Source organism: Pseudorhodoplanes sp., from assembly GCF_059499825.1.
The window spans coordinates 166,397-184,638 of sequence record NZ_JCABZI010000005.1 but is presented as its reverse complement, the minus strand read 5'-3'; the positions used below and the strand labels follow the sequence as shown (position 1 = coordinate 184,638).

19 protein-coding genes are annotated in these 18,242 nt (G+C 62.1%); 9 read left to right on the top strand and 10 right to left on the bottom strand.

Annotation, left to right across the window (positions count from 1 at the left end; genetic code table 11):
- Positions 1-6: 6 nt before the first annotated feature.
- Positions 7-2,487 (top strand): RNA polymerase sigma factor RpoD, encoded by a 2,481-nt coding sequence (rpoD, locus tag AC5I5I_RS08000; RefSeq protein ID WP_495971688.1) that lies wholly within the window; start codon positions 7-9, stop codon positions 2,485-2,487.
- Positions 2,488-2,619: 132 nt separating this feature from the next.
- Here rpoD and AC5I5I_RS07995 read toward each other — a convergent pair whose 3' ends face one another.
- Both AC5I5I_RS07995 and AC5I5I_RS07990 read right to left on the bottom strand, forming a co-directional pair.
- Positions 2,620-4,734, bottom strand: coding sequence for a DEAD/DEAH box helicase (locus AC5I5I_RS07995; protein WP_495971686.1), 2,115 nt, complete (start codon positions 4,732-4,734; stop codon positions 2,620-2,622).
- Positions 4,731-5,579 (bottom strand): HamA C-terminal domain-containing protein, encoded by an 849-nt coding sequence (locus AC5I5I_RS07990; protein WP_495971684.1) that lies wholly within the window; start codon positions 5,577-5,579, stop codon positions 4,731-4,733. The genes AC5I5I_RS07995 and AC5I5I_RS07990 overlap by 4 nt, the downstream gene beginning before the upstream one ends.
- Before the next feature lie 863 nt (positions 5,580-6,442).
- Here AC5I5I_RS07990 and AC5I5I_RS07985 point away from each other — a divergent pair.
- Together AC5I5I_RS07985 and AC5I5I_RS07980 are read left to right on the top strand one after the other, a co-directional pair.
- On the top strand, positions 6,443-7,537 hold the full coding sequence (locus AC5I5I_RS07985) for an alpha/beta hydrolase family protein (RefSeq protein ID WP_495971682.1): 1,095 nt from the start codon (positions 6,443-6,445) through the stop codon (positions 7,535-7,537).
- Positions 7,538-7,642: 105 nt separating this feature from the next.
- Positions 7,643-8,455, top strand: coding sequence for a metallophosphoesterase family protein (locus tag AC5I5I_RS07980; protein ID WP_495971680.1), 813 nt, complete (start codon positions 7,643-7,645; stop codon positions 8,453-8,455).
- Positions 8,456-8,469: 14 nt separating this feature from the next.
- Here AC5I5I_RS07980 and AC5I5I_RS07975 read toward each other — a convergent pair whose 3' ends face one another.
- The 3 genes from AC5I5I_RS07975 to AC5I5I_RS07965 all read right to left on the bottom strand — a co-directional run bounded on the left by AC5I5I_RS07975 (position 8,470) and on the right by AC5I5I_RS07965 (position 9,834).
- A complete protein-coding gene (locus tag AC5I5I_RS07975; protein WP_495971678.1) occupies positions 8,470-8,958 on the bottom strand; it encodes a Crp/Fnr family transcriptional regulator in 489 nt (162 codons plus the stop codon).
- A 24-nt stretch (positions 8,959-8,982) separates the two neighbouring features.
- The gene (locus AC5I5I_RS07970; protein WP_495971676.1) at positions 8,983-9,168 is read right to left on the bottom strand and encodes a hypothetical protein; all 186 of its coding nucleotides are present in this window, start codon (positions 9,166-9,168) and stop codon (positions 8,983-8,985) included.
- Between the two features lie 186 nt (positions 9,169-9,354).
- Entirely contained in the window at positions 9,355-9,834 is a 480-nt protein-coding gene (locus AC5I5I_RS07965) for a hypothetical protein (RefSeq protein WP_495971674.1), read from the bottom strand.
- 143 nt (positions 9,835-9,977) lie between these two features.
- Between AC5I5I_RS07965 and AC5I5I_RS07960 the strand changes: the two genes are divergently transcribed.
- The 3 genes from AC5I5I_RS07960 to AC5I5I_RS07950 all read left to right on the top strand — a co-directional run bounded on the left by AC5I5I_RS07960 (position 9,978) and on the right by AC5I5I_RS07950 (position 12,176).
- Positions 9,978-10,541 (top strand): type 1 glutamine amidotransferase domain-containing protein, encoded by a 564-nt coding sequence (locus AC5I5I_RS07960; RefSeq protein ID WP_495971672.1) that lies wholly within the window; start codon positions 9,978-9,980, stop codon positions 10,539-10,541.
- Between the two features lie 143 nt (positions 10,542-10,684).
- The gene (locus AC5I5I_RS07955) at positions 10,685-11,494 is read left to right on the top strand and encodes a lytic murein transglycosylase (RefSeq protein ID WP_495971670.1); all 810 of its coding nucleotides are present in this window, start codon (positions 10,685-10,687) and stop codon (positions 11,492-11,494) included.
- Positions 11,495-11,777: 283 nt separating this feature from the next.
- On the top strand, positions 11,778-12,176 hold the full coding sequence (locus AC5I5I_RS07950) for a hypothetical protein (RefSeq protein ID WP_495971668.1): 399 nt from the start codon (positions 11,778-11,780) through the stop codon (positions 12,174-12,176).
- A 24-nt stretch (positions 12,177-12,200) separates the two neighbouring features.
- Here AC5I5I_RS07950 and AC5I5I_RS07945 read toward each other — a convergent pair whose 3' ends face one another.
- Positions 12,201-12,395: a DUF3008 family protein gene (locus AC5I5I_RS07945; protein WP_495971666.1), complete on the bottom strand. Its 195-nt coding sequence runs from the start codon at positions 12,393-12,395 to the stop codon at positions 12,201-12,203.
- A 79-nt stretch (positions 12,396-12,474) separates the two neighbouring features.
- The gene (locus AC5I5I_RS07940) at positions 12,475-12,795 is read right to left on the bottom strand and encodes a hypothetical protein (protein ID WP_495971664.1); all 321 of its coding nucleotides are present in this window, start codon (positions 12,793-12,795) and stop codon (positions 12,475-12,477) included.
- 109 nt (positions 12,796-12,904) lie between these two features.
- Here AC5I5I_RS07940 and AC5I5I_RS07935 point away from each other — a divergent pair, with 109 nt between their 5' ends.
- The 3 genes from AC5I5I_RS07935 (at position 12,905) to AC5I5I_RS07925 (ending at position 14,738) form a co-directional block, all read left to right on the top strand.
- Positions 12,905-13,312 carry an acyl-CoA thioesterase gene (locus AC5I5I_RS07935; protein WP_495971662.1) on the top strand — a complete coding sequence of 136 codons (408 nt, stop codon included), beginning with the start codon at positions 12,905-12,907 and terminating at the stop codon, positions 13,310-13,312.
- On the top strand, positions 13,309-13,698 hold the full coding sequence (locus AC5I5I_RS07930; RefSeq protein WP_495971660.1) for a hypothetical protein: 390 nt from the start codon (positions 13,309-13,311) through the stop codon (positions 13,696-13,698). Before AC5I5I_RS07935 ends, AC5I5I_RS07930 begins: the two co-directional genes overlap by 4 nt.
- A 152-nt stretch (positions 13,699-13,850) precedes the next feature.
- Entirely contained in the window at positions 13,851-14,738 is an 888-nt protein-coding gene (locus AC5I5I_RS07925) for a diacylglycerol/lipid kinase family protein (protein ID WP_495971658.1), read from the top strand.
- 30 nt (positions 14,739-14,768) lie between these two features.
- On the opposite strand, the gene AC5I5I_RS07920 is transcribed toward AC5I5I_RS07925, so the two are convergent.
- The 3 genes from AC5I5I_RS07920 to AC5I5I_RS07910 form a co-directional block, all read right to left on the bottom strand.
- Positions 14,769-16,217 (bottom strand): UdgX family uracil-DNA binding protein, encoded by a 1,449-nt coding sequence (locus AC5I5I_RS07920; protein ID WP_495971656.1) that lies wholly within the window; start codon positions 16,215-16,217, stop codon positions 14,769-14,771.
- A 4-nt stretch (positions 16,218-16,221) separates the two neighbouring features.
- Positions 16,222-17,466, bottom strand: a complete 1,245-nt coding sequence (locus AC5I5I_RS07915; RefSeq protein WP_495971654.1) for a putative DNA modification/repair radical SAM protein — start codon at positions 17,464-17,466, stop codon at positions 16,222-16,224.
- Between the two features lie 69 nt (positions 17,467-17,535).
- Positions 17,536-18,195: a hypothetical protein gene (locus AC5I5I_RS07910; RefSeq protein ID WP_495971652.1), complete on the bottom strand. Its 660-nt coding sequence runs from the start codon at positions 18,193-18,195 to the stop codon at positions 17,536-17,538.
- Positions 18,196-18,242 lie beyond the last annotated feature (47 nt).

Sequence of the window (18,242 nt, the reverse complement as noted above, 5' to 3'; positions counted from 1 at the left end):
AGCTTCATGGCGAGCAAGAGCGCGGCAACGAAAAGCGCAGCCGGCAAAAGTGCAGCTGGCAGGGGCGCTGCCGGCAAGACGGCCGCCAAGACGGCCGCCAAGGTCAAGAATTCGATCAAGAACACGGTCAAGTCGCTGTTTCGGGGCGCCACCGGCAAGTCCCCGTCCAAGCCGGAGCCGAAGGCCAGAGAAACCGCCAAGGAGCCGGTCAAGGAGCCGGTCAAGGCCACCCCTAAAGTGTCCGCAAAAGAGGCCGCCGCAAAAGAGACCAGTCCGAAGTCTACCGCCAAGCCCGCTCCCGCTGCCAAGCCTGCTCCCGCCTTGAAATCCGCTCCTGCTCCGAAAGTGCCTCCCATGCGTCAAGAAGTGTCCCGTACCGCCGCTCTGAAGGCCGGCGCCAAGGCCGTCTCCGAAAAGGAGGCCGTGAAGGCCAAGGTTGCCGCCAAGGAAGAGGCCGACAAGGACACCGAGACGACGCCCGATACGCCGCTGCCGCTGCTCGATCTCTCCGACGCCGCCGTCAAGAAGATGATCAAGCAGGCCAAGAAGCGCGGCTACATCACCTATGAGCAGCTCAATGCCGTGATGCCGTCGGAGGAAGTCACCTCCGAGCAGATCGAGGACACGCTGTCGATGCTGTCCGAGATGGGCATCAACGTGATCGAGCAGGACGAGGCCGACGCCGACGCCGAGAAGGAAGAGGACGACGACGACGAGGGCGGCGAGCTGGTCGAGGTCACCTCCAAGCCGCTGATCGTCAAGTCCGACAAGGAGCCGTCCGAGCGCACCGACGATCCCGTCCGCATGTATCTGCGCGAAATGGGCTCGGTCGAACTGCTCTCGCGCGAAGGCGAAATCGCCATCGCCAAGCGCATCGAGGCCGGCCGCGAGGCGATGATCGCAGGCCTGTGCGAAAGCCCGCTGACCTTCCAGGCCATCATCATCTGGCGCGACGAACTGAACGAGGGCAAGGTCTTCCTGCGCGACATCATCGACCTGGAAGCGACCTATGCCGGCCCCGACGCCAAGCTGCCGGCGCCGGTCGGTCCCGACGGCAAGCCGCTGCCCGGCGCCGACATCGCCACGCAGGACTCGCCGCCCTCCGCGCCGCCGCAGGCCACCCCGTTCAAGGCCGCGCCCGCAGGCGACGACGCCGTGGAGAAGGACCCGGCCGAACTCGCGGCCGAAGCCGACATGGAGGACGACGAGTTCGAGAACTCGATGTCGCTCGCCGCGATCGAGCTCGAGCTGAAGCCGAAGGTGCTGGAGACCTTCGACACCGTCGCCAACGAATACAAGAAGCTGCGCAAGCTGCAGGAACAGGACATCGCCAACCGCCTGCAGAACGAGTCGCTGTCGCCCTCGCAGGAACGCAAATACAAGAAGCTGAAGGACGAGATCATCACCGCGGTGAAGTCGCTGCGCCTGAACCAGGCGCGCATCGATTCACTGGTCGACCAGCTCTACGAGATCAACAAGCGCCTCGTCGGCCTCGAGGGCCGGATGATGCGGCTGGCCGAGAGCCACGGCGTCGCGCGCGAGGATTTCCTGAAGAACTATTTTGGCTCGGAGCTCGATCCGCGCTGGCTCAACCGCGTCTCGAAACTTTCGGCAAAAGGCTGGAAGAACCTCGTCGCCATCGACAAGGACCGGCTGAAGGACCTGCGCGGCAACATCCACGGGCTTGCGTCGGAGACCGGGCTCGAGATCGGCGAATTCCGCAAGATCGTGCATTCGGTGCAGAAGGGCGAGCGCGAGGCGCGCCAGGCGAAGAAGGAAATGGTGGAGGCCAACCTCCGCCTCGTCATCTCGATCGCCAAGAAATACACCAATCGCGGCCTGCAATTCCTCGACCTGATCCAGGAAGGCAATATCGGCCTGATGAAGGCGGTCGACAAATTCGAATATCGCCGCGGCTACAAGTTCTCGACCTATGCGACATGGTGGATCCGGCAGGCGATCACCCGTTCGATCGCCGACCAGGCGCGCACCATCCGCATTCCCGTGCACATGATCGAGACCATCAACAAGATCGTGCGCACGAGCCGCCAGATGCTGAACGAAATCGGCCGCGAGCCGACGCCGGAGGAGCTGGCCGAAAAGCTCGGCATGCCGCTGGAGAAGGTGCGCAAGGTTCTCAAGATCGCCAAGGAGCCGCTGTCGCTCGAAACGCCGATCGGTGACGAAGAGGATTCGCATCTCGGCGATTTCATCGAGGACAAGAACGCGATCCTGCCGATCGACGCGGCGATTCAGTCGAACCTGCGCGAGACCACGACGCGCGTGCTGGCCTCGCTCACCCCGCGCGAGGAGCGCGTGCTGCGCATGCGCTTCGGCATCGGCATGAACACCGACCACACGCTGGAAGAAGTCGGCCAGCAATTCTCGGTGACCCGCGAACGCATTCGTCAGATCGAGGCGAAGGCGCTGCGCAAGCTGAAGCATCCGTCGCGCTCACGGAAGCTGCGGAGCTTCCTGGATAACTGACGGTTTACAATTTGCGCTGCGGAAGCGCGTCATTGCGAGGCGCAAAGCGCCGAAGCAATCCATCAGAAAAGCGAAACCCCGGCGAAAGCCGGGGTTTTTTGTGCTTGTGTTTTAACGAAGGTAGTTGATCTATCAGGCTGTTGAAAGAGAAACAATAAAACGGTCGACTTCATCAAAGTCTGTCATCTCTGACAGATTGAGCTGCGAAATTTGTTTGAGCGCATTAATGCGGCTAGTTGGATCATAAAGATGGGGTGCTAGCCGTTCCGCTAAGGGAATCGGTATTCCTGCCTCGTCCAGTTCCTTCATCCAGGCTGGTCTGAACCACGTTTCTAAACCCACGATGTATGGACCGTACGCAATATCCTCATCCGGTCTTAGGTGAAGAACTATCGCTTCAGCGGCTGCAAGTGTACGAGGAAATGAAAATTCGCATGCTTGGAGGAACTGAAAGGCTGCGTCGACACCAGCTGCCTTGTCATGCTCAAACCATACACCCGAAAACCAACGAAGAAATTTGGGCAATGTTTTAATTCTACTGAGTTGTGACCATGCCCAGCCGATCATCGGCGCCGTATGAATGCCGGTTGGGTCGCGGCGACTGTGTGCAACCATTAAGGCCAGTTCAGCCACCGCTTTGCGTTGTTCTTTATCTGGAAAGCCAGTCCAAGTTAGCGTTTGCGGTTGAGTATCCAACATCTCTTCGATTCGGTCACGAAGCGCCATAAGGAGTTCTGTTCCAAGATTTCCGTGCTCTCGAAGGATTTCAGAGCTGAGATCAGTAGCGCGTGGCAAGCTTTCCTGTCGTTGGCGGCCAGCTTGAGAGAGTTCTGCGCGATCTACATTCATAACTAGGAAATCTGTGGATGCGCCTGGATCGTTCAGAATCGGAACTCGCACGCTGGTTTCAACTTCGTGTGGCGGCTCGTGATACAGGAATGCGTTTCCTACGAAGTGTCGCATCATTCGGCCCACACGGCCCCGAATATTGGCAAAGGAAAAGAAGTCAAAGTCAGATCGGTTTATTTTTTTGTCGTATATAAATACATTGGCTGCGGATGTGTTTACCCCCTCTATTAGAGTGGACGTACAAATTAGAACTTTGATTTCGTTCTCATTAAAGAGATGCACGAATAGCTGTCCCAATGATCGCGGCAGTCGACCGTGATGGACAGCAATGCCGCGCTCGTTGCCACGTGCTACGGGCCACGCTGGATGATAGTTTTTCTCGATCCAGGTTGCGATCTTCGGCCCGAGATTGGAATGGTAGGCTACTTCAGCCCCCACAATATCGTCCATCAGCGTTTGCGCCGTATGGGGCGTGGCGGTAAAGACCAGCGAACTTTCTTCGCCAACGCTAATGAGGTCGTCCAAGAAGGTCTCGAAAAGTTCACCGCTCGCTGATCGGTCGATTATATTGACCGTTACCGTGCGATAGTCTGTCCGGACGAAGCGAAAATTGCCCGACCATCTTGGACCTAGCTCGATATTTCGAATATGTGGCCCGGCCATGAAGCTCTGGCGGGCCACGGGTAGCGCTCGATAGAGAGCCAAATTCAACGTTTCAAAACGGCTGTCGCCACGATCTGGATCGAGCTTGTAAAATTCGTCGACGAATAGAAAATCGATCTTTAGCTCATCTTTGCGCTGCAAGAATCGCTCTTGAGTGAGGACGAAAATGGTTGGTTGGGTCGCTTCGTAAAGTTCCGATATCGTTGTGATGATGCGATAAGAGTCGCTCAAGGTCTTCCTGTATCGCCGACGTGTTTCGTCTATGAGCGCGATGGTGGGAAGAATAACTACAACAGTATGAGGCTGTTTTCGCGCTATGAACGCGTCAACCAAAAGGCTCTTGCCGAAACTGGTGGGAGCGCTCAGGACGACGCTGTCGCCTTCCAGCAGCCAAAGCAATATCTGCATTTGCTTCGAATGTAGATAGAGCTTTTCATCAAGTTGAACGGCATGGGCTTCGATAACTGTTTGTGTGAGAAATCCGAAGTGGTCTGCGTCAATGTAAGGGTATAATCCGCATTCTTCTGCGAGAAATTCCACCGCTCCTACGCAGCCGTCTGGTACTTGCCCTTTGCGGCGCGCTTCCAGAAGTCGGATTGCAATTTCGAGTGCACTCTCTGCTTCGCGGTCGCTATTACTTAGAACTGACCCGGCAGCAAAAATTGCATCGAAGATTTGACCGGAGGTCAACGTCTCATGGGGTTTGATATTCTTTAAGTCATCAAGTTCGCTCATAGAAATGCTTCCAGAAGTTTATCGAAACTATCGACAAGGTCTTTTTTCTTTCCAAGTGGCACGAATATCAGTTCGACCCGGAGGGTAATGCCCTCGGATTTCGCGGCAAAGTATGTCTTAAGCTTCGCGATTTCTTCCTCAAGGCTCTTTATGAATGCTTCGGCGACGATTGTATGGCTAGAGATCGATCCGCTTTCATAGGCAATCAATACTGGGAAAACTGCGCGCTTTAGTAATTCGTCTCCCGAAGTTTGGGATTTAAATAGCTTGATGACTTCTTCGCGATGCGGAATATCCGGTGCCACGTGACCAAAGATCATCGCCTTTTCTGTGATGAGAAACGATGGTAGGATGTGCTCCTTGATTGATTTTATCGCTTCTCGAATTGCGTCTTCTGGATCGATGTAGAATTTCGACTCGCCGAGCCACAATTCGAACGATGTATCGCTTTTTGGAAGAAGATGTACGCCGTCGAAACCTTTTACTGTATCATTCGATGAAGTCTTCAGTATCAGTTTGCACATCACCGGGATCGTCTTGAACTGAAGAATACAAGCCAGATGCAGTATCAGTTCGCCAATTTCACCCCGTGTTGCAGTTTTTTTTGTATTGTAGATATGCGCCGCTGCTAGGCGGAGCATTTCAACAAAGTTGTGGGCGCTGAATGCAAGTTGATGTTCTTGAGACAGTGCTGCATACGGAAGCCAGTTGAAGAGATGGTCTGCGAACCGCGCGTTTCGCCACACGCCTCCGTCATAACCGGCGCATAGACCTGTTGTTGGGGGATACGGATCGAGCGTGTAGTAGCGCACTTCCAAAAATGGGGGTGGGTAGACCACCGGCATGGTAAAACCCTAGGTTGAAGTGGCCATTAAATCAGCGACGTTGACCGAAAGCTAGAACTAGAAAGAAGCACAGGGCGGTAGAGGAAGGTAATTTTTCGCAGTCATATTGACAATATTCCTATCTAAGACTATATACCCATTCACCTCGTCCGCCGAGGGGCGCTCTCATGAGGCGTCGTGAGTGCGGGACGAAGGGGAGGGCGCGGCCGGAGTTTCGGCGATGCCGCCCCTGGGCATGTGCGGGCAATTCCCGCGCGTGACCGGTACGGCGCCCGCGGGCCGGCTTCGCAAGCCGGCACTCGGGCGGCGCCGGGGCCCCGCCCGGAGGCACTACGGCCTCCTGCCGGGAGCCGGCTGACGCCATGCGCAGATCAAGGCGCATGGAGGCAAAGCGCGGCCCGGCGCCGCAAGGAAAACGCCGTGATGGTGCGTCGGAAGACGCGGCGATCCTTAAAGGATCGCACGCTTGAAGGAAGGTTGCGTCGTCCGGCGCACCATTCCCCTCTCTTTCGTCGCGCGACATCGGGACGGCCCGATGCGCGCTGCGGAGAGGCCCGGCAACGGAAGGCGCGCCCGGCGCCTCAAATAATACGGGCGATGACGCGCGCGCTCTTGCAAACATACGGGCGCTCAAGAGCGCCCGCTTGCAAACAAAACGGGCGCTGACGCGCGCCGGCTGCAAACGAAACCGGCGCGCGTGTTGCTGAAATGTAAAGTTGCCGCGCGTGACTCATTTCAGCCGCTTTTGTCGCCGCGATTGGATGCGGGGATGAGAGCGAGCCTTCAAGGCATCGATCCGGATCAGGGCATCCGGACGCGACGCGCCTTCGGGGCTCGCGCGTTCAGTCCAGCGAAGGGTCATCATGCAAACGGGATCGGGCAGCGTGTCGGTCGCGGCAAGCCGGCAGCGCATCAGTGCGGCCTTGCTGGCGCTGGCGCTGACGGCTTTGAGCGGCACGGCGCAGGCGCAGGGCAAAAGCCAGGCGCGCGCGCAGGGCGAGGCGCAAGGACAGGGACTCGCTTCGTCCGACGCGGCCGGCATCCGCATCGTCGATTTCGACTGGATCGATGCGGCGCGCGGGCGCGCGGTGCCGGCGCGGCTGCACTGGCCGACGGATATCGGCGCGAGCGCGCGGGTGCCGCTGGTCGTGTTCTCGCATGGCATGGGCGGCTCGCGGCGCGGCTATTCCTATCTGGCGCGCGCCTTCGCGGCGCGCGGCGTCGCCAGCCTGCATGTGCAGCATGTCGGCAGCGACCGTTCGGTCTGGGCCGGCAATCCGTTCGCCATTGTGCAGCGGCTGCAGACTGCGGCGCAGGAGAGCGAGGCGCTGGCGCGCGGCAAGGACATCCGTTTCGCGCTCGATCGCGTGCTGTCGCAGGAAGCCGGGCCCTATGCGGCGCGGATCGATCGCCGGCGCATCGTCGCGGCCGGGCATTCCTATGGCGCCAACACCGCGCTGGTCGCAGTCGGCGCCGGCGTGATGCGCGACGGCCGGCGGCTGGAGGCGAAGGACCCGCGCTTCTCCGCGGCGATCCTGATCTCGTCGCCGCCGTTCTATGGCGAGAAGCAACTGGCGCCGGTGCTGGAGAATGTCAGCGTGCCGACGCTGCATGTCACCGCCACCGAGGACGTGATCCAGATCCCCGGCTATTACTCGCCGGCGGCCGACCGGCTCGCGATCTACAACGCCATCGGCACGCCGCGCAAAGCCATCGCCGTTTTTCAGGGCGGTTCGCACAGCATGTTCACCGATCGCGCGGTGACCGGCGGGGTCGAGCTCAATCCGATGGTGAAGGCCGCCACCGCCGAGCTGGCGCTGGCCTTCCTCGGCGCGGTCTATGAAGGCGACCGCGCGTCGATGTCGCGCTGGAATGACAAGTGGAAGCCGATCCTGGCGCTGGCGCCGGGGGTGTCGCCGCTGGCCGGTCCGGTTGCGCGGGCGGGTGCTGTGCGCTAGCGGCCGTCAAACCCCGCGCATCGTCGGCGGATTCGTTCAACAAGCATCACGTTGCCCCCGCCGGGGGCGGCCGCACTGACGCTCCTTCGCATGTCCGTTTGACCGATGCTGTGCCTTCTGGTTGCCGATCTGCATTATTCGCTGCCGAAATTCGACTGGCTGCTGAAACAGGCCGGCAAGTACGATGTCGTGGTGCTGGCGGGCGATGCGCTCGATCTCGGCGCCATCGCCGATTTCCGGGCGCAGACTGCGGTTGTACGGAAATATCTGGCGCGCATCAGCCAGACCACGCGGCTGATCGTCTGCTCCGGCAACCACGATCTGGATTCGCAGAGCGAGAGCGGCGAGAAGGTCGCGCGCTGGATCGACGAGCTGCGCGACGCCAATCTCGCGCGCGACGGCGACAGTCTGGTGATCGGCGATACGCTGTTCACCATCTGCCCGTGGTGGGACGGTCCGGTGGTGCGCGAGCGGCTCGCGGCGCAGCTTGCGCGCGATGCCGAGCGCCGCGAGGGCCTGCGCTGGATCTGGATCCATCACGCGCCGCCGATCGATTCACCGACCAGCTGGACCGGCGCGAAATCGTTCGGCGATGCCGAGGTCGCGGGCTGGATCGCGCAATATCGGCCGGACATCGTGTTCTCCGGCCACGTCCATCAGTCGCCCTTCACCAATGGCGGCTCGTGGGTGGACCGCATCGGTCCGACCTGGATATTCAATGCCGGCTTCGAGTTCGGCACCATCCCGCCGCACATCCTGGTCGAGACCGCGCTTGGCGAGGCGGCATGGCTGTCGGCGATGGGCGTGCAGGTCGTGCAGCTCGACCAGCCGCTGGTGCGGCCGCTCGCATTCGCCAGCGCGTTGCCCGCTTGGGTCGGTGCGACGATCGCGCAAAGCGCGCCGAATCCGGCGGCCTGAGATCAGACCTGATTTCAGACCTGCGGCAGGCCGCGGTCGCGGTCCGAGCCCGGATGGAAATCGCGCTCCTGCTGCAGCAGCAATGTCTCCAGCACCTCGCCGACCATCTCGAGGTGATCGCCGTAATGGGCGAATTGCCGCTTCAGGTCGACCAGATAGGTGGTGGCGGCATTCAGCCGGTTGGCGAGCAGACGCGCCACCAGCCACGACAATTCGGGACGCGCGCGGAAGAACGCAGCAGCATCCTCGATCACGTGAATGCGGCAGGGGCCGAGCGTACGCGCGGTCGCGGTATGCGGAATGTCGAGCAGGAGCGACATCTCGCCGACCAGCGAGCCCGGCTCGTCCAGCACCGTGATCTGGGTGTCGCCCTTGAGCACCTCGATGCGGCCCTGCGCCAGCACATAGACGCGGCCGGTCTTCTGTCCTTCGGCGAGCAGCAAGGTCCCGTCCGGAATCTCGCTGACCGGAATGTCTTTGCAGTGATTCAGAATGGCGCGCATGTCCGGTCCTTCTGGAGCCGCATTCTAGCTGCGCAGCACCTCGTGCGGCTCGCCGGCGGCCGATACATCCAGCCCAGCGTCACTCTGGGCGAGCCGGCGATAAACCTGCTCCAGCCTCAGGCAACGCGCGCGGCAGTCGTCGTCGCTGGTCTCGCGGGCGAGTTTGGCGCAGGCGAGGGCGCGTCGCAGCAGGAATTTCGGACTTGCCAACACGCGGCCTCCACGCTCGCCACAGATATTGCATCGCACCATATTTTGGTTTGCGACGCAATAGTGACAGGGGAACTCAAGGGATCGGGAACTTAGGGATCGGAAACTCGCTGCGTGCGCAGCGCCAGGTGTGAACGCCGGGCGCGGTTCCGAGTTCCATTCTACATACGCCCGGCTGCGTGCGGCTCAATCCGGGATGGTGGTTAAGCGGGGTCGCCACACGCCCAGCACCACATTGGCGGTGGCGACCGCGAGCAGGATCCACAGCGACATGGTCTCCGCCGGCAGCGACACCGCCAGTTCCGAGACCGGCGCTTCACCCGCCAGCGCGCGGGCGGCCAGTTCGGCTTCCTGCTTCATCGGGCCCTGCACGCCGATGAAGCCATATTCGAACAGCAGGATGCCGGACAGCGCCTTGACCCAGGGCCATCCGACATTGTGGAAGGCGCGGTTGACGGCGATCGCCAGCAGGCCGGCGACCAGCGTCAGCATCAGCGAGGGCAGGAAGATCCAGGTGGCGACCCGGCTGATCGCCTCCCGCATCAGCGCGTATTGCGCGAGTTCGGCGGGCGCGGGCGTCATCTGCAGTAGCACCAGCAGGCACGCCATCGCGCCCATCAGCCCGATGGCTCCCATGGTGTGCAGGAATTTCATCAGGCGTCGCATGGTGATGCGCCCGGTTTTGCGCGGCCAATCGTAGGCCCTGCCGAATTACGAGGCAAAAGCGCGCAGGTTTCGCGCGATGGGTCATGCGAACCTTCGCGCCGCTGCACCGTTGTCTCCGGGGCCATTCACTCACGGAGATACGCATGCCAGGACAACTGGACGGAAAACGCATCCTCATCCTCGCCACCAACGGCTTCGAGCAATCCGAGCTGGAACAGCCGCGCGACGCGCTGAAGGCGGCAGGCGCCGAGGTTCACATCGCCTCGCCGGAGCAGGGCGAGATCAAGGGCTGGGACAAGAAGGACTGGGGCCGGCCGGTGAAGGTCGACAAAGCCATGTCCGCAGTGAAGGCCGCCGATTACGACGCCATCGTGCTGCCCGGCGGGCAGATCAATCCGGATGTGCTGCGCACCGACAAGGACGCGCTCTCGCTGATCAGGGCGTTCTTCGACGCCGGAAAGACCGTGGCCGCGATCTGCCACGCGCCGTGGCTTCTGATCGAGACCGGCATCGCCAAGGGGCGAAAGATGACGTCCTATGCCTCGATCAAGACCGACGTGATCAATGCTGGCGCGCAATGGGAGGATTCCGCGGTGGTGACCGATAACGGCGTCATAACGTCGCGTAATCCGGGCGATCTCGACGCCTTCTCGAAGAAGATCATTGAGGAGGTGCGCGAAGGCCGCCACCAGCGCCGCGCGGCGTAACCCTCTGTTTGAAAGACTGCCGCCGGAACGGGCAAGGGACCGAGAAAAGGCCGTCCGTTCCGGTCGCTGCGGCGGTGCGCTCTCTTCTAAAGCCACAATTGGCATGCGATATTGCGCCGAATCCGGTTTCGAGGCACCCCCGCATGCTTGTCCGACTGATTGCCAAGGTTCTGGCCCTGCCATTCGCGCTCGGTCTTCTGGCCAGCCCTGCGCTGTCTGCCCAATGCGGCGGCGATTTCAACCGCTTCATCGCGGAGTTTTCGCGAGAGGCGGCGGGGAAGGGCATCTCGCAGCCCGTGATCGCGCAGGCCTTCGGCGGCATCACTGTCGATCCGAAAGTGATGGAATTCGACCGGCGGCAGCGCGGCACCTTCAAGAAAAGCTGGGAGGACTATGCCCGCACCCGCGTCGGTCCGGCCCGCATCAAGCGGGCCAAGGCGATGATGCAGAAACATGCGGCCCTGCTGGGGCGCGTCGAGCAGCAATTCGGCGTGCCGAAGGAGCTGATCGTCTCGATCTGGACGATGGAGACCGACAACGGCGCCGATATGGGCAAGATGCCGATCGTGCGCACGCTCGCGACACTGGCGCATGACTGCCGGCGCACCGATCTGTTCCAGCGCGAATTGTTCGCAGCGCTGCAGATCCTGCAGCGCGAGGACCTGCCGTTGAAGGAAATGATCGGCGCATACGCCGGAGAGATCGGCCAGACCCAGTTCCTGCCGTCGTCCTATATCAAGTACGGTGTGGATTACGACGGAAACGGACATGTCGACCTGCGCCGGTCGGTGCCGGACGTGCTCGCGTCCACCGCCAACCTGCTTAAGGTGAATGGCTGGCAGCGCGGCCAACCCTTCGACATCGGCAGCAAGAATTTCGAAGTGATGCGCGAGTGGAACCGGTCCGAAATCTACCGGCGCACCCTGCATTACTTCTCGGAGCAGCTGAAATAGCTGAGCCGCTACTATTACCGGAGAGCGCACGCGCCGCGAACGGGTTAGACGACGGCGCGTACCCATGCGCTGATGCCGCAGCCAGAAACCGGCAAAATCAGCTGCGTCCGACTTCCCCGTTACGGCCGGTTGTCACGCGGCGCGTGCTTGAGACAGGAACGCCGCAGCGCCAACAAGGTTCGCCGGTGGCCTGATAATTTCCTGTATGGCGCATCGGCGATCCGCTGTCCGCGCGCGTGACTTCGCTTATCATCAGGTCAGGCGAATCGGACGATCCATCCCCATGACCGAGCGCAAGCCCGCAACAGGGCTCGCCAGACTGACACGGCTCGAGCGGCGCTCCGAGCACGTGATCGCACGCCGTCATTTCGCAGCGCGGATGGGTCTGGCGCTGCTGATGTGGGCCGGGCTCTCCTGCTTCGGGCTGGCCATCGGCATGACGGGATACGCGTATTTCGAGGGCATGGGCTTCATCGACTCTTTCGTCAACGCCGCCATGATCCTGTCCGGCATGGGGGTATTCGACCAGCTCAAGTATCAGAGCGGCAAGATCTTCGCCGGCTTCTATGCGCTGTTGTCCGGCCTCATCATCCTGATCGCCACGACCTTCGTTCTGGCGCCGATCTTCCATCGGATCCTGCACCGCTTCCATGTCGAGACAGGGCGGGAAGGCAGGGACTGAGCGCCTCGGTTCGTCACTTGCGCTTCACTTGCGCTTCTTGGCCGCGCGCCGGGGGAGCGACTTGCGTTCGGTGCCTGCCAATTCACGCAGTTCGGACTGGGTCATCGATTTCGCCATGCTGCGTGATGCGCCGCGCAAGCTCGCCTTCGAGCGCTCGCCGCGTTTGGCTGATAATGCGGCGCCTGCCGCCATCTGCTGTTTCTTCGATCGTGCCGGCATCTGAAAGCTCCTCATCCTCGGGCCACGGTCGCCGCGACCCTGCGACGATCAACGGGCGTCCGATGTCCGGAGTTCCGGTCTATCGCTTCGCCAATAGCCTGACCGGGACCGGTTCTTGCTGGTCGCGCATGCGGGCCCCGCCCGAGGGCGGCGCATCGCGCCGCGCGATGGACATGATCGCAGTGCCCATAGCGGCGCTGCCGAAGGTGATGAGAAAGCCGAAGAGCAGCAGTCCGAGGGCCACTTCCGGCGACTGATCCGAAAGGATGAGTTGGCGCAAATTCGCCGGATTGAGCGCAAGCAGCCCCCCGAACAGAAGGGCGGCGGCCGCCGTCCCTATGCCCAGATTGACCAGCAACAGCCGGAACAGCGGGTCGCGCGGGCGCAGGTGTTTGAGCATCGTCAAAGCCGGTTCGCCTGATCCGAATGGCCGCCACCAAATCCGTCTTGGCGTGGCGCGATCGCCATTGCATACAGATATCCGGGCGGTTTCGGGGCGACATGCGAAGATGACGGAAGCAACGACAATCGACGGGCGGCCACGCGGCGCACTCACCGTTCGCGTCATCGCCATGCCGGCGGACACCAATGCCAACGGCGATATCTTCGGCGGCTGGGTGCTTTCGCGGATGGACCAGGCGGGCGGGATTGCCGCAGTCGAACGGGCCAAGGGCCGGGCGGTGACCATCGCGATTGAGGCCATGACCTTCATCCGTCCGGTCCGGGTCGGCGACGTGCTGGAGGTCTATACCGAGCTTGAAAAGGTCGGACGGACCTCGATGAAGATCCACGTCGAGGCCTGGGCGCGGCGGTTCATGACGCACCATCACGAGAAAGTCACCGACGCGAATTTCACCTTCGTCGCCATCGACGAGGACGGCCGCCCGCGTCCAATCGCGCGGGAGGGCCAGGCATGATCCGGCATGCTTTGCTGCTGGCGGGAGCGGTGCTGTGCTGCGCTCCGGCGGAGGCCGCGAAGAAGGAGCCGCGATCCGGTCTCGGCCCCTGCCGGATCGGCGCCCAGACCCTGATCGCCTATCTCGACGACGGCAAGGAAAAGACCGGTGAATATGCCCATGCCTTCGTTGGCGTGGTCGACACCTGCGGCCCGGCGCGACCGGCAAAGGCCAGGTCGATCCCGGCGCAGCCGGTTACCGATCGCGGGTTCTGCCGCAATCTCGCACTGCGCATGCTGGACGAACTCGACGAGAACCGGATGAATCGGCCTTCTTTCGTAAAGGTGCGGGACGAATTCGCGGTCAAATGCGGCCCTGCGGAAGGGGTCGAACCAAAAGCGCCCTGAGTGCATTGAGCAATCCGGATTGTCGGCCGTCCGGAATTCGGCCGTCATCCGCCGGTGATACGACCGGACCGGGACACCGCCGATTCGACCGTGCACCGTGGCCGGGTGATCGGTCCGGGGTCATCAGCCGGGATAAAACGTGCCGGGGGCATATGGACGATACGCTGGTTCTTCTGAATGCGCGCGCCGGCGCCTTGATCGATGCGGGACCGCAGCGCGTGCGCGAGGCGCTGGCGTCGGCATTGAAAGGCCACACCGACCGCGCCGAAATCCGGCTGGTGCGCCCAGCCTATCTGAGAGACGAGATCCAGCGGGCCGCGCAGAGCAACATTTCCACTCTGATCGTTGGCGGTGGCGATGGGTCGGTCGGATGCGCCGCGCATGCGCTGGCAGGCTCCGACAAGACCCTCGGCGTACTGCCCTTCGGCACGATGAACCTGTTCGCCCGCGATCTCGGCATGCCGCAGGATATCGAACAGGCTATCGGGCTGTTGGGCGATGCGCGCCCCCGCAGGATTGACCTGGCCCGTGTCAATGGGCGCTACTTCCATTCGCTTTCCGGTCTGGGCTTTTTCAGCCAGATGGCAAAGGCGCGCGAGGAAGTGCGCGGTCACAAGCTTGGCCGGCTGGTCGGGGTCGGTCTTGCAGCGATGCGCGCGCTGCGACGGACCAGTCCATTCACGCTCGACATCCGCACCGAGAACCGGCGCGAGCATGTGGAGGCGCTTGCGGTGCTGGTGACGAACAATCGGTTCGGCCCGGACTGGCGCCGGCCGGTTCTCGACGAGGGCGTGCTCGAAATCCATATTGTCGAGAATGCCGGAGCCTTGTCGAAGCTGAAGGCGAGCGCCAACCTTCTCGCCGGCACCTGGCGCAACGATGACGACAGCGATGGCATACGCACCATCGTTGCGCGTCATGTCGTGATCGGAAGGACGCGCCGCCGTACCTTCGCGTCGACCGATGGCGAACTGCGACGCGAATATATCCCGCTTCGCTACGAGATGCGTCCGGGCGCGCTGACGGTGTTGTCGCTGTGACCCGAAAAGCGGCTTGCGTGAACGGGGGACCTAGATCCGGATCGCCGGCGCCAGCTCACCGATCTGCTTCAGATCGCGGACGAACGCATCATATTCACGCTTCGCCGTCTCGTCGCCCGGCTCGCGCGGCAGCCGCAGGAGATAGGACGGGTGCACGGTTATGAATCCGCGTTGTCCGGCAAAATCGAACGGGCCGCGCATTTTTGTCACCGCGAGCGCGCGCTGTGCCAATGACTGAACAGCGGTCGCGCCCAAAGCCACCACCAGCTCGGGCTTGATCGCCGCAAGTTCGCCGTCGAGCCACCAGCGGCAGGCTTGGATCTCCCCCGCATTCGGCTTCTTGTGAATCCGGCGTTTGCCACGCGGCTCGTATTTGAAATGCTTGACCGCGTTGGTGACATAGGCACGGCTTCGATCAAGCCCGGCATCGGCCAGAGCGCGGTTGAATAGCTGCCCTGCAGGTCCGACGAAGGGATGGCCGGCGAGGTCTTCCTGGTCGCCCGGCTGCTCGCCGACAAACACCACCGGGGCATCGCGCGGACCTTCGCCGAAAACGGTTTGGGTGGCACCCTTGTAAAGCGGGCAACGCGTGCAGGTTGCGGACGCGCGGCGCATCGCATCAAGACTGCCTTCGGCATGCAGTTCCGTCTGCTGACCGGTGTTGGCCCGGCGTGTCGAAATCCGTTCCGCGAAAAGCTCTGGCTGGTCGGCGCTCATGTCCATCATTCCGGTCACGCGGCGTTCGGCTTCGGCCACCATTTCCGGAATAATCGCGGTTTCCGGCATGTTGTTCCAGTAATCGCGCGGCATGTGGTTGACCATGGTTTTCAGCCGCAGGCGGGCCGGGTTGAACGTGGTGCGGAAATAGGTGAGCCACAGCCCGTCCAGCACGTCATCGCGATCGGCGTCGGCCGGTTTCGGGCCGGGCGGAGCGAATGTCAGCGATCCGTCGCGCCAGATCGCCGTGCCGCGCGGCGTCGCGATCACGAAATCCATGTTGCTGAAACGGTCGACGAAGAACGGGACTGCACGCCGCAGGATATGATGGTGCGGCTCGAACCAGGCCGTGTAGACGCTGCGTCCGTCGATCGCTCGCTCCCGAAAGCGCAGGAAGGCATGCATCTTGTGGATGTCGCGCCTGACCGAGTGCCGATAGTCGATCAGCCGCGCCACATGCGCGTCGCTCGCGCGGTCGGCAAGGTCGCGCTCGCCGGCAATGATGCGCCACAGCACGTTGTACAGCAGCGCGAAGCGGTCCGGTGCGCTGTGGCAGATCGCGTCATGCATCAGGCCAGCAAAACTCCGCGGCACGCTGATCGCGGGATCGTTCTCACCTGCGGGCAGCGGCGGCAACAAGGTCGGCTCCTGCGGCGAGACGAACGCGATGTCGGAGGGCGCCAGACTGCGCGAGAGGCACGCCTTCGCCGCGGCCCGGAACGCGGCCTCGTCGGCGTCGTTCTCCAGCGTCACTGCAAACATCGGCTTATCCGAACAGCGATAGTTGCTTCGGCTGTTTGACGAAGCGGGCGCGCAGATGGACGCTATCGAGGGTTCGCGGCCGGTGGTCCGGCGTCACGATGAAATCGCGCGCCCGCGACATCGCACCGGCGATGCGGGCGACATCGCCGTAGCGCAGCAGCCCGGAGCGACGTGACGCAATGATGCGGTCGACGGCACGAGTGCCAAGACCCGGCACCCGCAGCAAGGTCTCGCGATCCGCAATGTTGACGTCGACCGGAAAGCGTTCGCGATGGGCGAGGGCAAAGGCAAGTTTGGGGTCGATGTCGAGATCGAGCATCCCGCCCCTCATGGCGCTGCCGATTTCCGGAAGGTCGAAGCCGTAAAAGCGCAACATCCAGTCGGCTTGATAGAGCCGGTGTTCGCGCAACAGTGGGGCAGGCGCCGCCGCGAGTTTTTGCGAGGGATGCCCGGTCGGCGAAAACGCGGAGTAATAAACGCGCTTCAGCGCATAGGACGAGTAGAGCGTGGTGGTGGCGCCGAGGATGGTCCGATCGTCGGTCGCATCGGCGCCGACGATGATTTGCGTGGATTGCCCCGCTGGTGCAAAGCGCGGCGGTCTGGCTTTGCCGATGCGGCCGTGACCGGGACCGGCATCCTTCGAAGATTCGATATGCAGCCGTGTCGTGGCGAGTCCCTTGCGAATACTTGACGCCGTCTTTTCCGGCGCGAAATCCTGGAGCGCCGTATCGGTTGGCAGTTCCACGTTCATCGACAGCCGATCCGCATAGCGGCCGGCCTGTGCGATCAGCGCTTCGCTGGCGCCGGGGATGGTCTTGAGGTGGATGTAGCCGCGAAAGCCGTGATCCTCGCGCAACGACTTCGCCACCCGAACGAGGTCGGCCATCGTATCGTCTTCCGACCGCGCAATGCCCGACGACAGGAACAGCCCCTCGATGCAGTTGCGCCGGTACAGGTCCAGCGTCAGCTTGACCACCTCGTCCACCGTGAAGCGCGCGCGCCGCACGTTGCTCGAGCGCCGACTGACGCAATAGGCGCAATCGAAGATGCAAAAATTCGTCAGCAGGATTTTCAGAAGCGAGACACAGCGTCCGTCCGGCGTGTAGGCGTGACAGATACCCGCGCCGGTCACCGAGCCGATGCCGCCGCTGCGCGCATTGCGTTTGGTACCGCCGGATGACGCGCAGGATGCGTCATATTTTGCAGCGTCGGCGAGAATTTCGAGCTTTTGTTCGAGCGTCAGCGGCATGTCTGCTCAACGTTTAAGTTCGCGTTTTGTTCTTTAGCGGCAGATAGACTGCCGACGCAAGACGGAACCTCAGGTTCCGTCACGGCAGCAGATCGTCGGGTATGCGGTCGGGCGAATAGGGCCGTGGCCGGTTGCGGTTCCAGGTTTTCCAGCCGGAATAGGCAAGCGCCCAGGCGGCGGCAGCGACCCCGAGCGTATGCCAGGTGGCACGAGAAAAAGCAGCACCAGCGGTAACACGCCAAAAAGCGCAGCGCCGGCCAGCATCGCAATGCTCACGATCATGTGCCGCGTGTCGCTCAGGCCGCCGTTGAATGCGATGCGAGGACGATCGGCGGGCGGAATGCGACGGTGAAAGTCGCGCACGAAGGCGTGGTACGCCATCCGCTGCGCTTCGTCGGCACGCATATGGGAATCGCCGCTGAATATCGTCAGCGCGCGGAATCTTCCGAAGCCGACCCGGCAGATGCCGATCGGCGTTTCGTTGGGATTGGCGTGAGCCGTATGCAGGCGGACCGAGCGGAGTTCGGAAGAGCGGATTGTTCGTGTTTCGCGCTCGCTGGTGAAGGTGAGACCATCGTTGCCAAGCCGCAGCCCACGCGTTTCGATCGACCAGACGAAGCCGGTGCCGTCGCGGAAATACAGCGGATAGTCTGAGGCCGGTGCTGTTGTCATCGTGTCGAGCCTAACCCGCGCGCCAGCCCGGCGGGAAGTTCCGCTGCTGGCTGTCATCGTCGCGACCTTGCAATCGGGCTGCGGTTCACCATGTCTGACGCGCC

Bases quoted from the DNA above. Each gene is read 5' to 3' on its own strand.
- AC5I5I_RS07945 (WP_495971666.1), bottom strand. From the start codon at position 12,395: ATGCCGGCACGATCGAAGAAACAGCAGATGGCGGCAGGCGCCGCATTA.
- AC5I5I_RS07990 (WP_495971684.1), bottom strand. From the start codon at position 5,579: ATGCCGGTGGTCTACCCACCCCCATTTTTGGAAGTGCGCTACTACACG.
- AC5I5I_RS07915 (WP_495971654.1), bottom strand. From the start codon at position 17,466: ATGCCGCTGACGCTCGAACAAAAGCTCGAAATTCTCGCCGACGCTGCA.
- AC5I5I_RS07920 (WP_495971656.1), bottom strand. From the start codon at position 16,217: ATGTTTGCAGTGACGCTGGAGAACGACGCCGACGAGGCCGCGTTCCGG.
- AC5I5I_RS07975 (WP_495971678.1), bottom strand. From the start codon at position 8,958: ATGCGCGCCATTCTGAATCACTGCAAAGACATTCCGGTCAGCGAGATT.
- AC5I5I_RS07925 (WP_495971658.1), top strand. From the start codon at position 13,851: ATGGACGATACGCTGGTTCTTCTGAATGCGCGCGCCGGCGCCTTGATC.
- AC5I5I_RS07930 (WP_495971660.1), top strand. From the start codon at position 13,309: ATGATCCGGCATGCTTTGCTGCTGGCGGGAGCGGTGCTGTGCTGCGCT.
- AC5I5I_RS07995 (WP_495971686.1), bottom strand. From the start codon at position 4,734: ATGAGCGAACTTGATGACTTAAAGAATATCAAACCCCATGAGACGTTG.
- AC5I5I_RS07935 (WP_495971662.1), top strand. From the start codon at position 12,905: ATGACGGAAGCAACGACAATCGACGGGCGGCCACGCGGCGCACTCACC.
- AC5I5I_RS07910 (WP_495971652.1), bottom strand. From the start codon at position 18,195: ATGACAGCCAGCAGCGGAACTTCCCGCCGGGCTGGCGCGCGGGTTAGG.
- AC5I5I_RS07940 (WP_495971664.1), bottom strand. From the start codon at position 12,795: ATGCTCAAACACCTGCGCCCGCGCGACCCGCTGTTCCGGCTGTTGCTG.
- AC5I5I_RS07950 (WP_495971668.1), top strand. From the start codon at position 11,778: ATGACCGAGCGCAAGCCCGCAACAGGGCTCGCCAGACTGACACGGCTC.
- rpoD (WP_495971688.1), top strand. From the start codon at position 7: ATGGCGAGCAAGAGCGCGGCAACGAAAAGCGCAGCCGGCAAAAGTGCA.
- AC5I5I_RS07960 (WP_495971672.1), top strand. From the start codon at position 9,978: ATGCCAGGACAACTGGACGGAAAACGCATCCTCATCCTCGCCACCAAC.
- AC5I5I_RS07955 (WP_495971670.1), top strand. From the start codon at position 10,685: ATGCTTGTCCGACTGATTGCCAAGGTTCTGGCCCTGCCATTCGCGCTC.
- AC5I5I_RS07965 (WP_495971674.1), bottom strand. From the start codon at position 9,834: ATGCGACGCCTGATGAAATTCCTGCACACCATGGGAGCCATCGGGCTG.
- AC5I5I_RS07980 (WP_495971680.1), top strand. From the start codon at position 7,643: ATGCTGTGCCTTCTGGTTGCCGATCTGCATTATTCGCTGCCGAAATTC.
- AC5I5I_RS07985 (WP_495971682.1), top strand. From the start codon at position 6,443: ATGCAAACGGGATCGGGCAGCGTGTCGGTCGCGGCAAGCCGGCAGCGC.